At 72.5% G+C, this 18,964-nt stretch carries 23 protein-coding genes; 17 read left to right on the forward strand and 6 right to left on the reverse strand.

The features are described from left to right. The first annotated feature begins 171 nt into the window (after positions 1 to 171). The gene (locus PSEJ31_RS0108385; RefSeq protein ID WP_028915203.1) at positions 172 to 2,394 is read left to right on the forward strand and encodes a S9 family peptidase; all 2,223 of its coding nucleotides are present in this window, start codon (positions 172 to 174) and stop codon (positions 2,392 to 2,394) included. A 97-nt stretch (positions 2,395 to 2,491) separates the two neighbouring features. Here the strand turns inward: PSEJ31_RS0108385 and PSEJ31_RS0108390 are convergent, their stop codons facing one another. After that, positions 2,492 to 2,968, reverse strand: a complete 477-nt coding sequence (locus PSEJ31_RS0108390) for a hypothetical protein (protein ID WP_125108996.1) — start codon at positions 2,966 to 2,968, stop codon at positions 2,492 to 2,494. 157 nt (positions 2,969 to 3,125) lie between these two features. Between PSEJ31_RS0108390 and hemB the strand changes: the two genes are divergently transcribed. Then, on the forward strand, positions 3,126 to 4,115 hold the full coding sequence (gene hemB, locus PSEJ31_RS0108395) for a porphobilinogen synthase (RefSeq protein WP_028915204.1): 990 nt from the start codon (positions 3,126 to 3,128) through the stop codon (positions 4,113 to 4,115). Positions 4,116 to 4,144: 29 nt separating this feature from the next. On the opposite strand, the gene PSEJ31_RS0108400 is transcribed toward hemB, so the two are convergent. Then, a complete protein-coding gene (locus PSEJ31_RS0108400) occupies positions 4,145 to 5,026 on the reverse strand; it encodes a PD40 domain-containing protein (protein ID WP_028915205.1) in 882 nt (293 codons plus the stop codon). Between the two features lie 71 nt (positions 5,027 to 5,097). Between PSEJ31_RS0108400 and aroE the strand changes: the two genes are divergently transcribed. Continuing rightward, positions 5,098 to 5,949 carry a shikimate dehydrogenase gene (gene aroE / locus PSEJ31_RS0108405; protein WP_028915206.1) on the forward strand — a complete coding sequence of 284 codons (852 nt, stop codon included), beginning with the start codon at positions 5,098 to 5,100 and terminating at the stop codon, positions 5,947 to 5,949. A gap of 9 nt (positions 5,950 to 5,958) precedes the next feature. Then, the gene (locus tag PSEJ31_RS0108410) at positions 5,959 to 6,312 is read left to right on the forward strand and encodes a hypothetical protein (protein WP_232207903.1); all 354 of its coding nucleotides are present in this window, start codon (positions 5,959 to 5,961) and stop codon (positions 6,310 to 6,312) included. 21 nt (positions 6,313 to 6,333) lie between these two features. On the opposite strand, the gene PSEJ31_RS0108415 is transcribed toward PSEJ31_RS0108410, so the two are convergent. After that, a complete protein-coding gene (locus PSEJ31_RS0108415; RefSeq protein WP_028915207.1) occupies positions 6,334 to 6,573 on the reverse strand; it encodes a hypothetical protein in 240 nt (79 codons plus the stop codon). Positions 6,574 to 6,744: 171 nt separating this feature from the next. Between PSEJ31_RS0108415 and PSEJ31_RS15860 the strand changes: the two genes are divergently transcribed. Then, positions 6,745 to 7,050: a hypothetical protein gene (locus tag PSEJ31_RS15860; RefSeq protein ID WP_019398334.1), complete on the forward strand. Its 306-nt coding sequence runs from the start codon at positions 6,745 to 6,747 to the stop codon at positions 7,048 to 7,050. On the opposite strand, the gene PSEJ31_RS0108425 is transcribed toward PSEJ31_RS15860, so the two are convergent. Continuing rightward, on the reverse strand, positions 7,023 to 7,574 hold the full coding sequence (locus PSEJ31_RS0108425; protein WP_028915208.1) for a gamma carbonic anhydrase family protein: 552 nt from the start codon (positions 7,572 to 7,574) through the stop codon (positions 7,023 to 7,025). The two genes, PSEJ31_RS15860 and PSEJ31_RS0108425, sit on opposite strands and share 28 nt — an antisense overlap. A 44-nt stretch (positions 7,575 to 7,618) precedes the next feature. On the opposite strand from PSEJ31_RS0108425, the gene PSEJ31_RS0108430 reads away from it, so the two are divergent. Beyond that, on the forward strand, positions 7,619 to 9,067 hold the full coding sequence (locus PSEJ31_RS0108430) for a coniferyl aldehyde dehydrogenase (RefSeq protein WP_051403698.1): 1,449 nt from the start codon (positions 7,619 to 7,621) through the stop codon (positions 9,065 to 9,067). 87 nt (positions 9,068 to 9,154) lie between these two features. After that, the gene (locus tag PSEJ31_RS0108435) at positions 9,155 to 10,708 is read left to right on the forward strand and encodes an MFS transporter (protein WP_028915210.1); all 1,554 of its coding nucleotides are present in this window, start codon (positions 9,155 to 9,157) and stop codon (positions 10,706 to 10,708) included. A 3-nt stretch (positions 10,709 to 10,711) separates the two neighbouring features. Here the strand turns inward: PSEJ31_RS0108435 and PSEJ31_RS0108440 are convergent, their stop codons facing one another. Next, a complete protein-coding gene (locus PSEJ31_RS0108440) occupies positions 10,712 to 11,734 on the reverse strand; it encodes a cysteine synthase A (RefSeq protein WP_019398338.1) in 1,023 nt (340 codons plus the stop codon). 117 nt (positions 11,735 to 11,851) lie between these two features. On the opposite strand from PSEJ31_RS0108440, the gene xth reads away from it, so the two are divergent. After that, positions 11,852 to 12,622, forward strand: coding sequence for an exodeoxyribonuclease III (gene xth / locus PSEJ31_RS0108445; protein WP_019398339.1), 771 nt, complete (start codon positions 11,852 to 11,854; stop codon positions 12,620 to 12,622). Between the two features lie 70 nt (positions 12,623 to 12,692). Here xth and PSEJ31_RS0108450 read toward each other — a convergent pair whose 3' ends face one another. Then, a complete protein-coding gene (locus PSEJ31_RS0108450; RefSeq protein WP_019398340.1) occupies positions 12,693 to 12,944 on the reverse strand; it encodes a GlsB/YeaQ/YmgE family stress response membrane protein in 252 nt (83 codons plus the stop codon). A 137-nt stretch (positions 12,945 to 13,081) separates the two neighbouring features. Between PSEJ31_RS0108450 and PSEJ31_RS0108455 the strand changes: the two genes are divergently transcribed. The 9 genes from PSEJ31_RS0108455 (at position 13,082) to rpmG (ending at position 18,885) form a co-directional block, all read left to right on the forward strand. After that, the gene (locus PSEJ31_RS0108455) at positions 13,082 to 13,672 is read left to right on the forward strand and encodes a 4'-phosphopantetheinyl transferase superfamily protein (protein ID WP_232211004.1); all 591 of its coding nucleotides are present in this window, start codon (positions 13,082 to 13,084) and stop codon (positions 13,670 to 13,672) included. 24 nt (positions 13,673 to 13,696) lie between these two features. Further along, positions 13,697 to 14,335: a 16S rRNA (guanine(527)-N(7))-methyltransferase RsmG gene (gene rsmG, locus PSEJ31_RS0108460; RefSeq protein ID WP_051403699.1), complete on the forward strand. Its 639-nt coding sequence runs from the start codon at positions 13,697 to 13,699 to the stop codon at positions 14,333 to 14,335. Between the two features lie 57 nt (positions 14,336 to 14,392). Then, on the forward strand, positions 14,393 to 15,196 hold the full coding sequence (locus PSEJ31_RS0108465) for an AAA family ATPase (RefSeq protein WP_019398343.1): 804 nt from the start codon (positions 14,393 to 14,395) through the stop codon (positions 15,194 to 15,196). Next, positions 15,196 to 16,122: a ParB/RepB/Spo0J family partition protein gene (locus tag PSEJ31_RS0108470; RefSeq protein ID WP_028915213.1), complete on the forward strand. Its 927-nt coding sequence runs from the start codon at positions 15,196 to 15,198 to the stop codon at positions 16,120 to 16,122. Before PSEJ31_RS0108465 ends, PSEJ31_RS0108470 begins: the two co-directional genes overlap by 1 nt. 74 nt (positions 16,123 to 16,196) lie before the next feature. Next, entirely contained in the window at positions 16,197 to 17,159 is a 963-nt protein-coding gene (locus tag PSEJ31_RS0108475) for an SDR family NAD(P)-dependent oxidoreductase (protein WP_028915214.1), read from the forward strand. Then, complete coding sequence (locus tag PSEJ31_RS0108480; protein ID WP_037034829.1) at positions 17,159 to 17,902, forward strand: glycosyltransferase family 2 protein; 744 nt, start codon at positions 17,159 to 17,161, stop codon at positions 17,900 to 17,902. The genes PSEJ31_RS0108475 and PSEJ31_RS0108480 overlap by 1 nt, the downstream gene beginning before the upstream one ends. Then, complete coding sequence (locus tag PSEJ31_RS0108485) at positions 17,902 to 18,237, forward strand: lipid-A-disaccharide synthase N-terminal domain-containing protein (protein ID WP_019398347.1); 336 nt, start codon at positions 17,902 to 17,904, stop codon at positions 18,235 to 18,237. Before PSEJ31_RS0108480 ends, PSEJ31_RS0108485 begins: the two co-directional genes overlap by 1 nt. A gap of 233 nt (positions 18,238 to 18,470) precedes the next feature. Continuing rightward, positions 18,471 to 18,707 (forward strand): 50S ribosomal protein L28, encoded by a 237-nt coding sequence (rpmB, locus tag PSEJ31_RS0108490; RefSeq protein WP_019398348.1) that lies wholly within the window; start codon positions 18,471 to 18,473, stop codon positions 18,705 to 18,707. Between the two features lie 13 nt (positions 18,708 to 18,720). Continuing rightward, positions 18,721 to 18,885 (forward strand): 50S ribosomal protein L33, encoded by a 165-nt coding sequence (gene rpmG / locus PSEJ31_RS0108495; RefSeq protein ID WP_019398349.1) that lies wholly within the window; start codon positions 18,721 to 18,723, stop codon positions 18,883 to 18,885. The last annotated feature ends 79 nt before the right edge of the window (positions 18,886 to 18,964 follow it).

An 18,964-nucleotide genomic window follows, 5' to 3' on the forward strand; every position in this document is an offset into this window, starting at 1 on the left:
TGCGCGCAGCACCGCCGCGATGCGCCTTGCGGCCCCGGTAGCGGCGGCGCGCCACGCGCGGCGCGGTCCGGCGCACGCCGTCTACAATGCCCGGATGTCGCCTTACCGGATGCCTGCATGCGCCTTGCCTTCTTCCCGGCCCTCGTCTCGCCGTTGCTGCTTGCCTTCGCCATGACGCAACCCGCCCCTGCCACCGCCGCGCCGGCGGGAGAAAAGCTCACCCTCGAGGCGATCACCGGCAGCGCGCCGCTGTCCGGCCCGACGCTGATGAAGCCGAAGGTTTCGCCCGACGGCGCGCGGGTGACCTTCCTGCGTGGCAAGGAGAACGACCGCAACCGCCTGGACCTGTGGGAATACGACGTGGCCAGCGGCCAGACCCGCATGCTGGTGGACTCCAGCGTGGTGCTGCCGGGCGAGGAAGTGCTCAGCGAGGCGGAAAAGGCGCGGCGCGAGCGCCAGCGCATCGCCGCCTATTCCGGCATCGTCGACTACCAGTGGTCGCCGGACGGCAAGTCGCTGCTGTTCCCGTTGGGCGGCGAGCTGTACCTGTACGACCTGGCCCGCGGCGGTCGCGAGGCGGTGCGCAAGCTGACCTCGGGCAAGGGCTTCGCCACCGACCCCAAGCTGTCCCCGCGCGGCGGCTACGCCAGCTTCGTGCGCGACCGCGACCTGTGGGTGATCGACCTGCAAAGCGGCCGCGAGATCCGCCTGACCCACGACGCCAGCGACACCATCGCCAACGGCGTGGCCGAGTTCGTGGCCGACGAGGAGATGGGCCGCCACACCGGCTACTGGTGGGCGCCGGACGACAGCGCCATCGCCTTCATCCGCATCGACGAATCGCCCGTGCCGCTGCGCCAGCGCCACGAGGTGCACGCCGACCGCACCGTGGTGGTGGACCAGCGCTACCCCGCCGCCGGCGATCCCAACGTGCGCGTGCAGCTGGCCACCATCGCCCCGCGCGCCGGCGCCAGGCCGCGCTGGATCGACCTGGGCAAGGAACAGGACATCTACCTGCCGCGGGTGGACTGGCGCGACCCGCAGCGCCTGACCTTCCAGCGCCAGTCGCGCGACCAGCAGCGGCTGGAGCTGGTCGAGGCCGACCTGGCCAGCGGCCGGCAGCGCGTGCTGGTGACCGAGACCTCGCCGACCTGGGTGCCGCTGCACAACGCCCTGCGCTTCCTGCCCGACGGCCGCTTCCTGTGGGCCTCCGAGCGCAGCGGCTACCAGCACCTGTACATCGCCAGCGAGGACGGTAGCCAGCTGACCGCGCTGACCTCCGGCGAATGGGTGGTGGACGAGCTGCTGGCGGTGGACGCCGAGGCTGGCTACGCCTGGTTCTCCGGCACCCTGGATTCGCCGCTGGAGAAGCACGTCTACCGCGTGCCGCTGGCCGGCGGCGCGGTGGAGAAGCTGTCGAAGGAGCCGGGCATGCACGGCGCCAGCTTCGCGCGCAACGCCAGCGTGTACGTGGACTACTGGTCCAACGAATCCACCCTGCCGCAGACCGAGCTGTACCGCAACGACGGCACCCGCCTGGCTACCCTGCTGCGCAACGACCCGGCCGATCCGGCGCATCCGTTCGCGCGTTACCGCCAGGCGCAGCTGCCGGTGGAGTTCGGCACCCTGGCCGCGGCCGACGGCCGCACCGAGCTGCACTACAGCCTGATCCGCCCGGCCGGCTTCGACCCCGGGAAGAAATACCCGGTGGTGGTCTACGTCTACGGTGGCCCGGCCACCCAGACCGTGACCCGCAGTTGGGCCGGCCGCGGCGACGGCATGTTCAACCAGTACCTGGCGCAGAACGGCTACGTGGTGTTCTCGCTGGACAACCGCGGCACCCCGCGCCGCGGCCGCGACTTCGGCGGCGCGCTGTACCGCCGCCAGGGCACGGTGGAGGTGGACGACCAGCTGCGCGGCATCGAGTGGCTGAAGTCGCAGCCGTGGGTGGATGCGGCGCGCATCGGCGTGCACGGCTGGTCCAATGGCGGCTACATGACCCTGATGCTGCTGGCGCGCACCGATGCCTACGCCTGCGGCATCGCCGGCGCCCCGGTCAGCGACTGGGGCCTGTACGACACCCACTACACCGAGCGCTACATGGGCCTGCCGGCCTTCAACCCGGACGGCTACCGCGCCGCGCGCGTGCTGGAGCACATCGACGGCCTGGTCGGCCCCAAGGCGCCGAAGCTGCTGCTGCTGCACGGCATGGCCGACGACAACGTGCTGTTCACCAACGCCACCGCGGTGATGTCGGCGCTGCAGAAGCGCGGCCAGCCGTTCGAGATGATGGCCTACCCCGGTGCCCGCCACGGCCTGTCCGGCGCCGACGCGCTGCACCGCTACCGCCTGGCCGAGGACTTCTTCGGGCGCTGCCTCAAGCCCGGGCGCTGAGGCGCGGCTTTGTTCCCGGACGCGCTTCGCTCGTCCGGGCCACAGCCGCAGCGGCCCCCAGGACAGGAACGCCGGCCCAGGGCCGGCGTTCCTGCTTTCAGTTGCCCGGTTCCACCGGCACGGAGGCCCCTGGCCGGCTGCCCGGTTCCGGCTGCGGCGCCACCGCCCCCGGCGGCACCCAGATGGCGACGCCGGCCGCCTTCTTCTGCGTGGTCGGGATGCCCACGCTGAGGCCGCCGGCGGTGTGGCGCCCGAAGCTGCCGGCGCCCACCGACATGCCCACCGGCGAGCCGGACGAACCCACGCCCACCAGCACCACGCCGTTGGCGCCCAGCGCCGCGGCCTCGCGCTTGAGCCGCGCCACCGCAGCGTCGGTCTGGCCCTGGGTGCCGAAGCCGACCGCGCTGGAGGCTTCCAGCTGGGCGATGTCCTGCGAGCCCGGCGGCGGCACCGAGTAGATCTGCACCTGGGACGGGTCGATCGGCGGCCGCGCCTGGCCCAGCATGACCTTGGATGTGCCGGCGCAGCCGGCCAGCAGCAGGCCGGCCAGGGACGCGGCGATAAGTGGCTTCATGTGGCGCATGGCGGTTCCCCCTGGGTCCGATGGTGGTGGCCGGATGTTCCCCCCGGCCGGGTGAATCGGCCGCGAACCGCCCGGCGGGCGGGACAATCGGTCCGGGAAAGCGGCGCCGGCCCGGGGCGTATCATTCCAGGCCTGCAAGGAGCCATCCATGTCCTATCCCCTGATCCGCCCGCGCCGGATGCGGCGCGACGAGTTCTCCCGCCGCCTGATGCGCGAGAACGTGCTGACCACCAACGACCTGATCTACCCGGTCTTCGTCCACGAGGAGAAGGGCCGCGCACCGGTGCCCTCGATGCCGGGCGTGGAGCGGCTGTCGATCGACGAGCTGCTGCGCGTGGCCGAGCAGGCGCTGGAGCTGGGCGTGCCGGTGCTGGACCTGTTCGGCGTGCCCGATCCGGCAGCCAAGACCGCCGACGGCCGCATCGCCTGGGATCCGGACGGCATCGTCCCGCGCGCCATCCGCGCCCTGAAGTCGCGCTTCCCCGAGCTGGGCGTGATGAGCGACCAGGCGCTGGACCCGTACACCACCCATGGCCAGGACGGGCTGATCGACGAGTCCGGCTACATCCTCAACGACGAGACCATCGAAGCGCTGGTCAAGCAGTCGCTGGTGCACGCCGAGGCCGGCGTCGACATCCTCTCGCCCTCGGACATGATGGACGGCCGCATCGGCGCCATCCGCGAGGCGCTGGAGAACGCCGGTTTCATCAACACCCGGATCATGTCCTACGCGGCCAAGTACGCCAGCGCGTTCTACGGCCCGTTCCGCAGCGCGGTCGGCAGCGCCGGCAACCTCGGCAAGGGCAACAAGTTCACCTACCAGATGGACCCGGCCAATTCGGACGAGGCCCTGCGCGAGGTGGAGCTGGACATCGCCGAGGGCGCGGACATGGTCATGGTCAAGCCGGGCCTGCCCTACCTGGACGTAATCCGCCGGGTGAAGGACGCCTTCGGCGTGCCGACCTTCGCCTACCAGGTCAGCGGCGAGTACGCGATGCTCAAGGCCGCCGCCGCCAACGGCTGGCTGGACGAGAAGGCCTGCGCGCTGGAAGCGCTGCTGGCGTTCAAGCGTGCCGGCGCCGACGGCGTACTGACCTACTACGCGCTGGACGTGGCGCGCTGGCTGCGCGAGGACTGAGCCACGCCGGCCTGCGGGCGGCCCGGCGCTCAGGCGCCGGGCATGCAGCCGTCGGCCCCGCGCAGGGTCGGCACGGCGACCCGGTACAGATCACCCTTGCCGGCCTTCGGCGCCGGCGCCGAGCCGGTGACCAGCAGGTCGGCCGGGCGCGAAAGATCGACCACCGGCGCCCGCGTGTCGCGGTCCTCGGTGTTGAAGGACAGCCCCCATGGACCCTGCGCGGCATAAGCCACGCCCCGGCAGGCGGCCAGGTGGAGGCGCGAGCGGCCACTGGCCGGATCGCGCCGCGCGAACAGCAGCGCGCGGCCGCCGTCCAGCGCCAGCACGTCCAGCTCGTCGATCCGGGTGTTGACGCCCGGCAGGGCGCCGGCCAGGACGAAACTGCCATCGGGAAGGATCCGCGCGGCGTACAGGTCCAGCCCTCCGGCACCGGGGTGGCCATCGCTGGCGAACAGCAGGCGGTCCGCGGAGGGCGTGGGCGAATGCTCGTTGCCCGGCGTGTTGAGCGCGACCAGCGGCTCCGGCGTGCCCCAGCGCTGGCCGTCGAATGCCACCCGGTACAGGTCCAGGCCGCCGCGGCCATCCTCGCGTTCGGAGGCGAAGTACAGCCAGCGTCCGTCCGGCGAGAACGCCGGCTCGGTCTCGGTGCCGGGGGTGTTGAACGGCAGCGGCTGCGGATCGACCCAGCGGATGCCGTCGCGGCGGGCGATCCACAGGTCCATGCCGCCGGCGCCACCGGCACGGTCGCTGGCCCAGGCCAGCCACTGCCCGTCCGGGGAAACGCTGCCGCGCAGCTCATCGTCGCGCGTGGACACGGTCCACAGGCCCTCGATGCCAAACTCGGCCAAGCCGGACGCACTGGCCGGCAGGAGTAGACTCAGGCAAAGGGCCGTCCGCAGGTGGCTTCGCATGGCTCGGTCCGTAGTCCCGGGCCGGGCAGTCTAGCCGCCATCGGCCCCACCACCGCAACGTCGAGGACGCCATGCCCGAAGCCCGCTATGCCGTGTTTGGCCACCCCATCGCCCATTCGCTGTCGCCGCGGATCCATGCAGCCTTCGCCCGGCAGACCGGCATCGCCCTGCAGTACACGGCCATCGATGCCCCGCCGGAAGCGTTCGCCGACATCCTCGCGGCGTTCGCCGCCGGCGGTGGCCGCGGCGGCAACGTCACCATGCCGCTGAAGGAACAGGCGCACGCGCTGTGCGCCAGCCTCACCCCGCGCGCGCGCGCCGCGCAGGCGGTCAACACCCTGACCTGGCGCGACGGCCAGTGGCATGGCGACAACACCGACGGCGCCGGCCTGGTGCGCGACCTCACCGGCCGCCACGGCCTGGACCTGCGCGGCCGCCGCACCCTGCTGCTGGGCGCCGGCGGCGCCGCGCGCGGCGTGGCCGGCGCGCTGCTGGAGGCCGGCGTGCTGGAACTGGCGGTGGTCAACCGCACCGCCGCGCGCGCCGACGCCCTGGTCGACGCGCTGGGCCAGCCCGGCCGCGCCTATTCGCGCTACTGGGACGACCTTGCCAACCAGGGCGACTTCGAGCTGATCGTCAACGCCACCTCGGCCGCGCGCGGCACCGGCGCCGGCGCGTTCAACGCCCCGATCACCCTGGTCAACAGCCGCACCGTGGCGGTGGACATCAACTACGGCGAGGCGGCGATCCCGTTCCTGGCCTGGGCGCGCGCCGCCGGCTGCCTGCGCGTGGTCGACGGCCTGGGCATGCTGGTCGAACAGGCGGCCGAGGCCTTCGAGGCCTGGCACGGCGTGCGCCCGGACACCCAGCCGGTGTACGAGGAACTGCACGCGCAACACGCGCGCCTGGTCACCGCGGACTGAGGCCAGCAGATGCCGACCCAGTTGCTGACCATGCTGGCCTACCAGCTGCCGGAACTGCTGGCCGCCAGCCTGGTGCTGGCCCTTCTGCGCATCCGTACCCGCACCGGCGCCCCCGGCCGCAGGCTGGCCGTGGCCGGCGCCCTGGTGGTCCTGCTCGCGTCCCTGCTGCGCCTGCTGGCCAGCCTCGGCCAGGGCTGGGTGCTGGCCCGCGGCATGGCCGGCGGCGGCGAATCCCTGGGCACCTGGCTGGCGCTGTACAGCGCGGCGGTGATGCTGTTTGCGCTGGCGTCCGCGGTGGGCCTGGCCCTGCTGGGCTGGGGCGCGCTGCGCGCGATCAGCGCGGCAGGGCCACGCGCGGCCTGAGCGGGCCGCGCAAAGCCCGGCTCAGGCACCCTGCCGGCGATACACCGCGGCGCTGATGCACGACAGCACGCTGACCACGAACCAGCCGAACGGGAACAGCGACAGGGTCAGCAGCCAGGTCAGGGCGCCGGCGATGCAGGCGGCCAGGAACCACAGCACGGCCGAAAGCACCCGCCCCTGCACCAGCTGGCCCAGGCCGGGCACGACGAGGCTGCAGATGGCGGCAATCACGTTGCCCGCGGAGCCGGGTCCGTTGCTCATTGCGCAACTCCTCTCGAAGGACCGGTCCATCCTCGCCGACCCATTCCTGCCAGCCAGTGAAGAAGGTCACGCGACCACGAACCCCAGCCTGCAAAGGTGGAGCGCCGCCTGGCGGTCAAATGCGGCGGGGCTCCGCCCCAGACGGGCGCCACCAGGGCCTACACTGGGCGCATGCATCCGCCGGCAGCCCCCGCCTTCGCGTGCCGCAGCGGTTGCGCCGCCTGCTGCACCGCCCCGTCGATCTCCTCGGCGATCCCCGGCCTGCCGCACGGCAAGCCGGCGGGCATGCCCTGCCCGCAACTGGACGCGGCCCTGCGCTGCCGCCTGTTCGGCCGTCCGGAACGGCCGGCCGTGTGCGCCTCGCTGCGCCCGGGCCCGGAGATGTGCGGCGCCAGCCGCGCCGAGGCGCTGGCGATCCTGGCCGCGCTGGAGGCGGCCACCACGCCGGATCAGCCGGCCGGCGCCATCCCCAGGTAGGCGTCCTTCAGGCGCACGTAGTGCGCGGCCGAGTAATGCAGGCTCTCGATCTCGCGCTCGCCCAGCTTGCGCACGAAGCGCGCCGGATTGCCCAGCCACAGCTCGGCCTCGCCCACCACCTTGCCCGGACCGACCACCGCGCCCGCGCCGACGAAGCCGTACTTCTCCACCCGGGCACCGTCGAGCACGCGGGCGCCCATGCCGACCAGGCACAGGTCGGCGATGGTGCAGGCGTGCAGGATCGCACCGTGGCCGACGGTCACGTCCTCGCCGACCAGGGTCGGGTAGCCGCCCTTGTTGTACGGGCTGTGGTGGCTGGTGTGGATGATGGTGCCGTCCTGGATGTTGCTGCGCGCGCCGATGCGGATGTGGTTGACGTCGCCGCGCAGCACGCAGCCCGGCCACACCGAGACGTCGTCGCCCAGCTCCACGTCGCCGATCACGACGGCGGCCGGGTCCAGGTACACGCGCTGGCCGAGCACGGGCGAGCGTTCGAGGTAGGGGCGCAGGTTGGGCGTTTGCATGGGCGCATTGTAGGCGCGGCGGCGCGCGGCCCTACACTGCGCGCATGGATGCCCCTGCCGCCCCCGCCAAGTCCCTGCCCGTCGACCCGCCCACCGCGGTGGCCGAACTCGCGCCCACCCTGCAGCGCCTGCGCGCGGCCTGGCAAGGGCAGCGCCCCGGCTATGCGCAGCGGCGCGACGACCTGCGCGCCCTGCGCGCGGCGCTGAAGGCGGGCCTGCCGCGGATGGTGGAAGCGATCGCCGCCGACTTCGGCCACCGCCCGCGCGAGGAAAGCCTGCTGGCCGAGGCCATGCCGGTGCTGTCCACCATCGACCTGCTGCTGCGCAACCTGCGCGGCTGGATGCGGCCGCGCCGGGTTTCGGCCGGCTGGCGGCTGTGGCCGGCGCGCGCGCAGCTGCGCAGCGAGCCGCTGGGCGTGGTCGGGGTGATCTCGCCGTGGAACTACCCGGTGAACCTGGCGCTGGTGCCGCTGGCCACCGCGATCGCCGCCGGCAACCACGTCTACCTCAAGCCCTCCGAGGCCACGCCCGCCACCTCGCGCTTCCTGCGCGAGTTGCTCCAGGAGGTGTTCCCCGCCGACCGCGTGGCCGTGGCCCAGGGCGGCGCCGACGTCGGCGCGGCGTTCGCCGCGCTGCCGCTGGACCACCTGGTGTTCACCGGTTCGACCGCGGTCGGGCGCAAGGTCATGGCCGCCGCGGCGGCCAACCTCACCCCGCTGACCCTGGAGCTGGGAGGCAAGTCGCCGGCCATCGTCTGTCCCTCGTATCCGCCGGAACGGGCCGCCGCGCGCCTGGCCACGGGCAAGTGGTTCAACGGCGGCCAGACCTGCATCGCCCCGGACTACGCGCTGGTGGTCGGCGGCCGCGAACGCCGCGATGCCCTGGTCGCAGCACTGCGCGCCGAAGCCCTGGCCCGCTACGGGGACCTGTCCGGGCAGGCCGGCGACTACACCCGGATCATCGACCAGGCCCAGTTCGCGCGCCTGCAGGCCTGGCTGGACGAGGCCCGCGCGCGCGGTTGCGAGGTGCTGCCGCTGGTGGATGGCCACGACCCGGCGCGGCGCCTGTTCGCGCCGACCTTGGTGCTGGACCCGCCGGAGGACATCGCGCTGATGCGCGAGGAAATCTTCGGCCCGGTCCTGCCGGTGCTGGCGGTGGACTCGCTGGAGGCGGCTATCGGCTTCGTCAACGCGCGCCCGCGGCCGCTGGCGCTGTACCCGTTCTCCGCCGAGCGCGGCGAGATCGAGCGGGTGCTCGGCTCGGTGCTGGCCGGCGGCGTCACCGTCAACGACACCCTGCTGCACTTCGCCGCCGAGCACCTGCCGTTTGGCGGCGTCGGCCCCAGCGGCATGGGCGCCTACCACGGCCGCGCCGGCTTCGATGCCTTCAGCAAGCAGTTGCCGGTGCTGTGGCAACCTCGGCGCAGCGCCAGTGACCTGTTGCGGCCGCCCTACGCAAGGCTGGCGCGCCTCATCGGATTCCTGCTGCGGTAGTCCCGGCACCGGAGGCCTGGGCGCCGTCCGTCGAAAACCCCGCATGCCGCTCGTCGCAGTGGCAGGCTCCCAGCTTTCCCCGAGACAATGCCCCAGCCACTTTCCGCCCCCAAGGCCACCCGCCGCGAATGGATCGGCCTGGCCATCATCGCCCTTCCCTGCCTGGTCTACGCGATGGACCTGACCGTGCTGAACCTGGCACTGCCGGCGATCAGCGCGCAGCTGGATCCCAGCGCCAGCCAGCTGCTGTGGATCGTGGACATCTACGGCTTCCTGGTGGCCGGTTTCCTGATCACCATGGGCACGCTGGGCGACCGCATCGGCCGGCGCAAGCTGCTGCTGGCCGGCGCGGCCGCGTTCGCCGTGGCCTCGGTCATGGCCGCGTTCTCGCGCAGCGCGGAAACCCTGGTGGCGATGCGCGCCCTGCTGGGCGTGGCCGGCGCGACCCTGGCGCCCTCGACCCTGTCGCTGATCCGCAACATGTTCCATGACGAGCACGAGCGCCAGTTCGCGATCGGCGTGTGGATCGCCGCGTTCTCGGTCGGCGGCGCGATCGGCCCGCTGGTCGGCGGCCTGCTGCTGCAATGGTTCTGGTGGGGCGCGGTGTTCCTGGCCGCGGTGCCGGTGATGGTGCTGCTGCTGGTGCTGGGGCCGAAGCTGCTGCCGGAGTACCGCGACCCCGACGCCGGCAGGCTGGACCTGGCCAGCATGCTGCAGTCGCTGGGCGCGGTGCTGGCCGTGGTCTACGGGCTCAAGCGCATCGCCGAACATGGCGTGGATCCACGCGGCATCGCCGTGCTTCTGGCCGGCATCGCCCTGGGCGCGATGTTCGTGCGCCGGCAGCGGCACCTGCCGTATCCGTTCCTGGACGTGACCCTGTTCCGGCGCCCGGCGTTTTCCGCCGCGATCATGGCCTACGCCCTCACCGGCCTGGCAATGATGGGCGTCTACATCTTCATGACCCAGTACCTGCAGCTGGTGCTGGGACTGACCCCGCTGCAGGCGGGCCTGGCCACCATCCCGTGGTCGGTGTGCTTCACCGCCGGCTCGCTGCTGGCGCCGCGGCTGGCGCGGCACTGGGGCGCGCGCCGGGTGATGGTGCGCGGGCTGGTGCTGGCCGCCGCCGGGTTCGTCGTCACCGCGCTGGTGACGCCGCCGCACGCGCTGTGGTTCCTGGTCGCCGGGATGATCGCGATGAGCATCGGCCTGGCACCGGTGATGACGGTGGGCAACGAGCTGATCATCACCACCGCGCCGCCGGAGCGCGCCGGGGCGGCCTCGGCGCTGTCGGAGACCAGCGCCGAACTGAGCGGTGCGCTGGGCATCGCCGTGCTCGGCAGCGCCGGCATGCTGCTGTTCCGGCTGTGGCTGGGCCCGGCGCTGCCGGCGGGCCTGGAACCGGCCGAGGGCGCACGCGCCCTGGCCACCCTGGGCGGGGCGATGTCGGTGGCCGGCGGCCTGGCCGACGGCGGCGCGTTCGCCGAGGCCGCGCGCACCGCGTTCACCGATGCCATGCGCGCGGTGGCCGTGTTCGGTGCGGCGATGATGCTGGCCGCGGCCTGGATGGCCGCGCGCCTGATGCGCGACGGCGAAGGCGAGGGTGCGCCAGTGCCGGCGCTGGACCAGGCCCCCGGCGCCTGAGCCTCAGGCCGGTTCCGGGAACGCGCGCTCCAGCCACTCCGGCACCGGCAGGCCCTTGCCGCGCAGGAAGGCCGGGTTGAACAGCTTGCCCTGGTAGCGGGTGGCGCCGTCGGCCAGCACGGTGACGATCGTGTGCCCGGGGCCCAGTTCCCGCGCCAGGCGCACCGCGCCGGCGATGTTCACCCCGCTGGAGCCGCCCACGCCCAGGCCTTCGTGGGCCATCAGCTCGTGTACCCAGGGCAGCGATTCGCTGTCCGGGATCGACCAGGCGTAATCCACAGGCGCGTCCCGGAAGTTGGCGGTGATCCGGCTGGAGCCGATGCCCTCGGTGATCGAACCACCTTCGGACGTCAGTTCCCCGGTGTTGACGTAGCTGGCCAGCGCCGAGCCGGCCGGATCGGCCAGGGCGATGGCCACCCCGGGCTTGCGCGCCTTCAGCGCGCGGCCCACGCCGGCGAGGGTGCCGCCGGTGCCGGTGGCGCAGACGAAGCCGTCGATGCGGCCGCCGGTCTGCTCCCAGATCTCCACCCCGGTGGTGGCTTGGTGGAAGTCGCGGTTGGCGGTGTTGTCGAACTGGTTGGCGAACCAGGCGCTGCCCGGCGCCCCGGCGTTCATCCGCTCGACCAGGCGCCGCGCCTGGTGCGCGTAGTGCTCCGGGTTGGCGTAGGGCACCGCCGGCACCAGCCGCACCTCGGCCCCGGTCACGCGCAGGGCCTCGATCTTCTCCCGGCTCTGGGTGGCGGGCATGGTGATGATGGTGCGGTAGCCGCGGCTGGCGCCCAGCAGCGCCAGGCCGATGCCGGTATTGCCGGCGGTGCCCTCGACGATGGTCGCGCCCGGGCGCAGCGCACCGCTGCGCTCGGCATCCAGCAGCAGGCCCAGCGCGGTGCGGTCCTTGACCGAGCCGCCAGGGTTGAGGAACTCGGCCTTGCCGAGGATCTCGCAGCCGGTCAGCTCCGAGGCGCGGCGCAGGCGGATCAGCGGGGTGTGGCCGATCGCGGCGGCCAGGTCGGTGCAGGTGCGCATGCTCGGGAGGGGCAAGGTGTCGGGGGCCTGCCGCAGATGGTGCGCGGATCGGCGGCGAAGTCCAGCGCCGCGGCGCAAAACCCGGATAATGCGCGCACGCCCCATGCCTGCGTCGCCATGAAGATCGCCTCCTGGAACGTCAACTCGCTCAACGTGCGCATGCCGCACCTGGAACAGTGGCTGCGCGCCTTCGCGCCGGACATCGTCGGGCTGCAGGAAACCAAGCTGGAGGACCACAAGTTCCCGGACGCGACCCTGGCCGCGCTGGGCTACCGCAGCGTGTTCTCCGGGCAGAAGACCTACAACGGCGTGGCCATCCTCTCGCGCGAGGCGCCGCGCGACGTGCTGGTCGGCGTCCCCGGGTTCGAGCACGAGCACAAGCGCGCCATCAGCGCGACCATCGGCGACCTGCGCGTGGTCAACCTGTACGTGGTCAACGGCCAGGACGTGGGTACCGAGAAGTACGAACTGAAGCTGGCGTGGCTGGCCGCGGTGCGGAACTGGCTGGAGCAGGAAGCGCGGCAGCACCCGAAGCTGGTGGTGCTGGGCGACTTCAACATCGCCCCGGACGAGCGCGACGTGCACGATCCGGCGGTGTGGAACGAGAACCACATCCTCACCTCCGCCGCCGAGCGCGCCGCGCTGCGCGGACTGCTGGACGTGGGCCTGCACGACGGCTACCGCCTGCTGCACCAGGAGGGCGGGGTGTTCAGCTGGTGGGACTACCGGATGGCCGCGTTCCGCCGCAACCTCGGCCTGCGCATCGACCTGACCCTGGTGTCCGAAGCGCTGCGGGGACAGGTCGCCGCCGCCGGCATCGACCGCGAGCCGCGCACCTGGGAGCGGCCCAGCGACCACGCCCCGGCATGGATCGAACTGGCCGCCTGAGCGGGGCCCGGGAAGGCGAAGGCCCGGGAAATCCCGGGCCCACGCCTCCTCGTCGTTCCGTTTTGCCGGCTCAGCGCACGCGTCCGCGCGTGAACAGGTTGACGATCGCCAGCAGGATCACCGCGCCGATCAGCGAGAACAGGAAGGTGCGGATGGTGATGGCTTCGTTGATGCCGCCGCCGAAGATCCATCCGGCCAGCACCGCGCCGACGATGCCGACGATGATGTTCAGCAGGATGCCCTGCTGCGCGTCGCGCCGCATGATCAGGCTCGCAAGCCAGCCGACGATACCGCCCACGATCAACCAGATGATGATGCCCATGACGTCCCTCTCCTCGAGTCCGCGTAGGTCACCCCGCGGCTGCGGGGGTGCGGGCCAATCAGACCCCCGCTGCCGTGAAGCTACCGTGCAAGGGATGCATCCGCCGCATGCACGCGCGCATCGCGCGGGATGCCGCCATGGCTGAGGCTTGGCGCTTCGGCCCGGTGCAGGTGCACGCGCTGCCCTACGCACCCGGGCAGCGCGGCGAGCCGCAGGTGCATGCCACCCTGGCGCGCTGGCTGCAGCGCGCGCCGGAGGAGCCGCTGCCCCTGCAACGCGACGCGCATGGGCGGCCGCGCCTGCTCGCGCCGTACGACGACTTCGATGCCGGCTGGAGCCACAGCGGCGAGCGCCTGCTGCTTGCGTTCGGGCGTGAGGTGGTACTGGGCGTGGACCTGGAGCGCTTCCGGCCGCGTCCGCGCGCGCTGGAACTGGCGCGGCGCTTCTTCGCCCCTGCCGAGGCGGAGTGGCTGCAGGCGCTGCCGGCGGAACTGCGCGAGCCGGAGTTTGTGCGCCTGTGGTGCGCCAAGGAGGCGGTGCTGAAGGCACACGGCCGCGGCCTGGCCTTCGGCCTGCACCGGCTGGAATTCCGCGCCGGAGACCCCGGCGCGCCGCTGCGCCTGCATGCCTGCGACCCGGGCCTGGGTGCGGCCGGCGACTGGCAGCTGCACGAGTGGATCCCGCAGGACGGCTACCACGCCGCCCTGGCCTGGCGCCCACGGGACTAGCCGCGGCGGGCGATAATCGCGCCCATGGATACCCCTCTCCCCGAACCGCTGCGCCGGCGGCTGGCCGACGGCCTGGCCGCGCTGGGCCTGGACCCGGCCCTGGCCCCCCCGCTGCTGGACTACCTGGCGCTGCTGCTGCGCTGGAACCGCACCTACAACCTGACCGCCATCCGCGACCCGGAGGAGATGGTCACCCGCCACCTGCTCGATTCCCTGGCCATGCACCCCTACGTGCGCCCCGGGGCGCTGGCCGACCTGGGCACCGGCCCCGGGCTGCCCGGCATCCCGCTGGCCATCGCCCGCCCGGACGTGCAGGTGACCCTGGTGGAGAGCAATGGCAAGAAGGCCCGGTTCCTGCGCGAGGCGGTGCGCCAGTTGAAGCTGGGCAACGCCCGGGTGCTGGAATCGCGGGCCGAGGTGGTGGCCGAGCCGGGCGCCTACGCCCAGATCACCGCCCGCGCCCTGGACACCCTGGCCGGGATCCTGGAGGTCGGCGGCCACCTGCTGGCCGCCGACGGCCGCCTGCTGGCGATGAAGGGCGTGGCCCCGGCCGAGGAGATCGCCGCCCTGCCCGCCGGCTGGGCCGCGCTGGCGGTCCATCCGCTGGACGTACCGGGGCTGGGGGCCGAGCGGCACCTGGTGGAGGTGGGCCGGGCGGCGTGAAATCCGCATAATGGCCCGTTCCGGACCACCCGCGTCCCCGTCCCGAGGCAGCCGCCCATGGCCCGCATCATCGCCATCGCCAACCAGAAAGGTGGCGTCGGCAAGACCACGACGGCCGTCAACCTGGCCGCAGCGCTGGCGCGCGCCCCGCGCCGGGTGCTGCTGGTCGACCTGGACGCGCAGGGCAACGCCACCATGGGCAGCGGGGTGGACAAGCGCGAGGTCGAGGCCTCCAGCTGCGACGTCCTGCTGGGCGAGCGCGACGCCCGCTCCACCGTGGTCCGCACCGCCGAGGACTTCGACCTGCTGCCGGGCAACATCGACCTGACCGCGGCCGAGATCCAGCTGATGGAGGTCGAGGGCCGCGAGCAGCGGCTGAAGGCCGCGCTGGAGCCGCTGCGCGGCGACTACGACTTCATCATCATCGACTGCCCGCCGGCGCTGTCCCTGCTCACCCTGAACGCGCTGACCGCGGCCGACTCGGTGATCGTGCCGATGCAGTGCGAGTACTACGCCCTGGAGGGCCTGAGCGCGCTGATGGAGACCATCGAGGCGCTGCGCCAGCGGCTCAACCCGGGGCTGGAGATCGAGGGGGTGCTGCGGACCATGTTCGACGTGCGCAACAACCTGGCCAACGCGGTCTCGGCCGAACTGATCGAACACTTCGGCGACCGCGTGTTCCGCACCATCGTGCCGCGCAACGTGCGCCTGGCCGAGGCGCCCAGCCACGGCCAGAGCATCGTCGGCTACGACAGCGCCTCGCGCGGCGGCGTGGCCTACCTGGGCCTGGCCGGCGAGGTGATCCGCCGCCAGGCGGCGCGGACCCAGGCCGCCCCGCAGAACTACGTGGAGGCAGTCTGATGGCCACCGCCAAGAAACGCGGCCTCGGCCGCGGCCTGGAAGCCCTGCTCGGCCCCAAGGGCGCCGCCGGCGCGGCCGCGCCGGTGGTGCTGGAGCCGGAGGCGCCGCAGCCGGGCGACGTGCTGCGCACCCTGCCGGTGGGCCAGCTGCAGCCGGGCAAGTACCAGCCGCGCCGCGACATGGACCCGGCCAAGCTGGAGGAGCTGTCGGCCTCGATCCAGGCCCAGGGGGTGATCCAGCCGATCGTCGTGCGCGAGATCGCCCCGGACCGCTACGAGATCGTGGCCGGCGAGCGCCGCTGGCGCGCCTCGCAGCTGGCCGGCCTGGCCGAGGTGCCGGTGGTCCTGCGCGAGCTGGACGACCGCACGGTCATCGCCATGGCGCTGATCGAGAACATCCAGCGCGAGGACCTCAACCCGCTGGAAGAGGCGCAGGCCCTGCAGCGGCTGATCGACGAGTTCTCCCTGACCCACGCCGAGGCCGCCGCCGCGGTCGGCCGCTCGCGCGCGGCGGTGTCCAACCTGCTGCGCCTGCTCGACCTGCCGCCGGCGATCCGCGCCCTGGTCGAGGCCCGCCGCCTGGAGATGGGCCATGCCCGCGCCCTGCTGACCCTGTCGCCGGAGCTGGCCAGCAAGCTGGCCCACGAGGCCGCCGAGAACGGCTGGTCGGTGCGCGAGGTCGAGCACCGCGCCCAGCAGTTCGCCGCCGGCAAGGTCCCGGTAACCGGCAGCGCCGCGCGCAAGGCCAGGGCCGCGAAGGTGCAGCAGCCGGACATCGCCTCGCTGGAGACCGAACTGTCGGAGACCCTCGGCGCCAAGGTCGCCATCGCCCACGGCCGCGGCGGCAAGGGCAAGCTGGTGATCCACTACACCGACCTGGACACCCTGGACGGCATCCTCGAACGCCTGCGCGGGCCGCGCGGCTGAGGCGCGCGGCGGAGGTTCCGCCCCGTGGGCGCAAGCGCGACAATGTCGCCAACTGACACGGGCACCCCCACCCCATGACCGTCCTCGTCACGGGCGCCGCCGGCTTCATTGGCGCCTATACCTGCCGGGCCCTCGCCGCACGCGGCGACCAGGTCGTCGGCCTGGACAACTACAACGACTACTACGACCCGGCGCTCAAGCGCGACCGGGTCGCCGCACTGTGTCCGCAGGTGGACATCCGGCGCCTGGACCTGGCCGACCGCCAGGGCCTGGCCGCGCTGTTCGCCGAGGTCCGCCCACGCCGGGTCGTGCACCTGGCCGCCCAGGCCGGGGTGCGCTACTCGCTGCAGAACCCGCACGCCTACGTGGCCTCCAACCTGGAAGGCTTCGTCAACGTGCTGGAGCAGTGCCGGCATGGCGATGTCGAACACCTGGTCTACGCCTCCAGCAGCTCGGTCTACGGCGACTCGGCGACCCCGCCGTTCTCCGAGGACCAGCGCGTGGACCGGCCGCGCTCGCTGTACGCGGCGACCAAGGCCGCCAACGAGCTGATGGCCTACACCTACGCCCAGCTGTACGGGCTGCGCGCCACCGGCCTGCGCTTCTTCACCGTGTACGGCCCCTGGGGCCGCCCGGACATGGCGCCGCTGCTGTTCTCGCGCGCGGTCCTGGCCGGGCGCCCGATCGAGGTGTTCAACCACGGCCGCATGCAGCGCGACTTCACCCACGTCGACGACATCGTCGCCGGGGTACTGGGCGCGCTGGACCGCGCCGACGGCGGCGAGCGCCACGAGGTGTTCAACCTGGGCAACCACACCCCGGTGGAGCTGGAGCGCTTCATCGACGTGATCGCCGCGGCTGCCGGCCGCGAGGCCGTGCGCCATTACCGGCCGATGCAGCCGGGCGACATGGTCCGCACCATGGCCGACACCCGCCGCGCGCGCGAGGCGTTCGGCTTCGAGCCGCGCACCCCGATCGAGCAGGGCCTGCCGCCGGTGGTGCAGTGGTGCCGCGACTACTTCGGAAAGGACGCCTGATGACCGCTTCCCAGCCCCACCCCCCGGCACCCGGGCTCTCGGTGGTCGTGCCGGTCCACAACGAGCGCGACAACATCGCCCCGCTGGTGGCCGAGATCGTGGCCGCCCTGCGCGGGCGGCTGGCGTTCGAGATCGTGTACGTGGACGACCACTCGGCCGACGACTCGCTGGCGGTGCTGCGCTCGCTCAAGGCGCAGGTGCCCGAGCTGCGGGTGCTGCACCACGCGGCGCAGAGCGGGCAGAGCGCGGCGGTGCGCAACGGGGTCAAGGCCGCGCGCGGGGCCTGGATCGCCACCCTCGACGGCGACGGCCAGAACGACCCAGCCGACATCCCCAGGCTGCTGGCCGCGCGCGACGCGGCCGCGCCGGAGGTCAAGCTGTTCGCCGGCTGGCGGGTGGACCGCCAGGACTCCGGCTCCAAGCGCTGGGCCAGCCGCTGGGCCAACCGCATCCGCTGCCGCCTGCTGCGCGACGACACCCCGGACACCGGCTGCGGGATCAAGCTGTTCGAGCGCGAGGTGTTCCTCGACCTGCCCTACTTCGACCACATGCACCGCTACCTGCCGGCGCTGGTGCAGCGCGCCGGCTGGAAGACGGTCAGCGTGCCGGTCAGCCACCGCGCGCGCACCGCCGGGGTGTCCAAGTACAACAACCTGGGCCGGGCCCTGGTGGGCATCCGCGACCTGCGCGGGGTGGCCTGGCTGATCGCGCGCAGCCACCGCACCCGGGTGGAGGAACTCTGATGTCGCTGCTGGACCAGCCGCTGGAATGGCTCTACTGGACCGGCCTGCACATCACCGGCTGGAAGCTGATCGGCTACACCGGCGCGCTGATGTTCGGCGGCCGCTGGCTGGTCCAGTTCCTGGCCTCGCGCAAGGCCGGCAAGCCGGTGATCCCGCGCCTGTTCTGGTACATGAGCGTGCTCGGCAGCCTGATGACGCTCAGCTACTTCCTGTTCTCGGCCAAGCAGGACTCGGTGGGGGTGCTGCAAAACCTGTTCCCCGCGTTCACCGCGATCTACAGCCTGTACCTGGACATCCGCCACCGCGGCTGGAAGCGCGACAAGGCCCCGCACTAGGGCCGGCACCGGCCGCCCGGGGGGCCGAACCCGGTTGCAACCAGGCACTTGGCCGCGCATAATGCACGGCTCGCTGCGTCCGGCCGTTGCCGGATCGGCCCGGGAACGCGATCCGGGCCACCCCCTGCAGGCGAACCCCTTCCCGCATCGCGTTCGGCCAGGCCCACCGGGGCATGGCCGGCGGGGCCGCCGTCTCCCGGGCTATGGGCGACACCAGACCTTCCGAGGTGCGTATGTCCCGCGTTTGCCAAGTCACCGGCAAGGGCGTGCAGACCGGCAACAACGTCTCGCACGCCAACAACAAGACCCGCCGCCGTTTCCTCCCCAACCTGCACGAGCGCCGCTTCTGGGTGGCTTCGGAGAACCGTTGGGTGAAGCTGCGTGTTTCCACCGCTGCCCTGCGCACCATCGACAAGAACGGCATCGACGCCGTCCTGGCCGAGCTGCGTGCCCGCGGCGAGAAGATCTGAGGAGTAACCGACCATGGCTTCCAAGCGCGACAAGATCCGCCTGATCTCCTCGGCCGGCACCGGCCACTTCTACACCACCGACAAGAACAAGAAGAACACGCCGAACAAGATGGAGATCAAGAAGTACGATCCCGTCGTTCGCAAGCACGTGATCTACAAGGAAGGCAAGATCAAGTAACTGGTCGCCTCCCGTCCCGGAAGAAGCCCGCCGCCCGGCGGGCTTTTTCTTTGCGCCGGCCGCGACGGTTTCAACCGGT

The organism is Pseudoxanthomonas sp. J31, from assembly GCF_000510725.1.
GTDB lineage: Bacteria > Pseudomonadota > Gammaproteobacteria > Xanthomonadales > Xanthomonadaceae > Pseudoxanthomonas.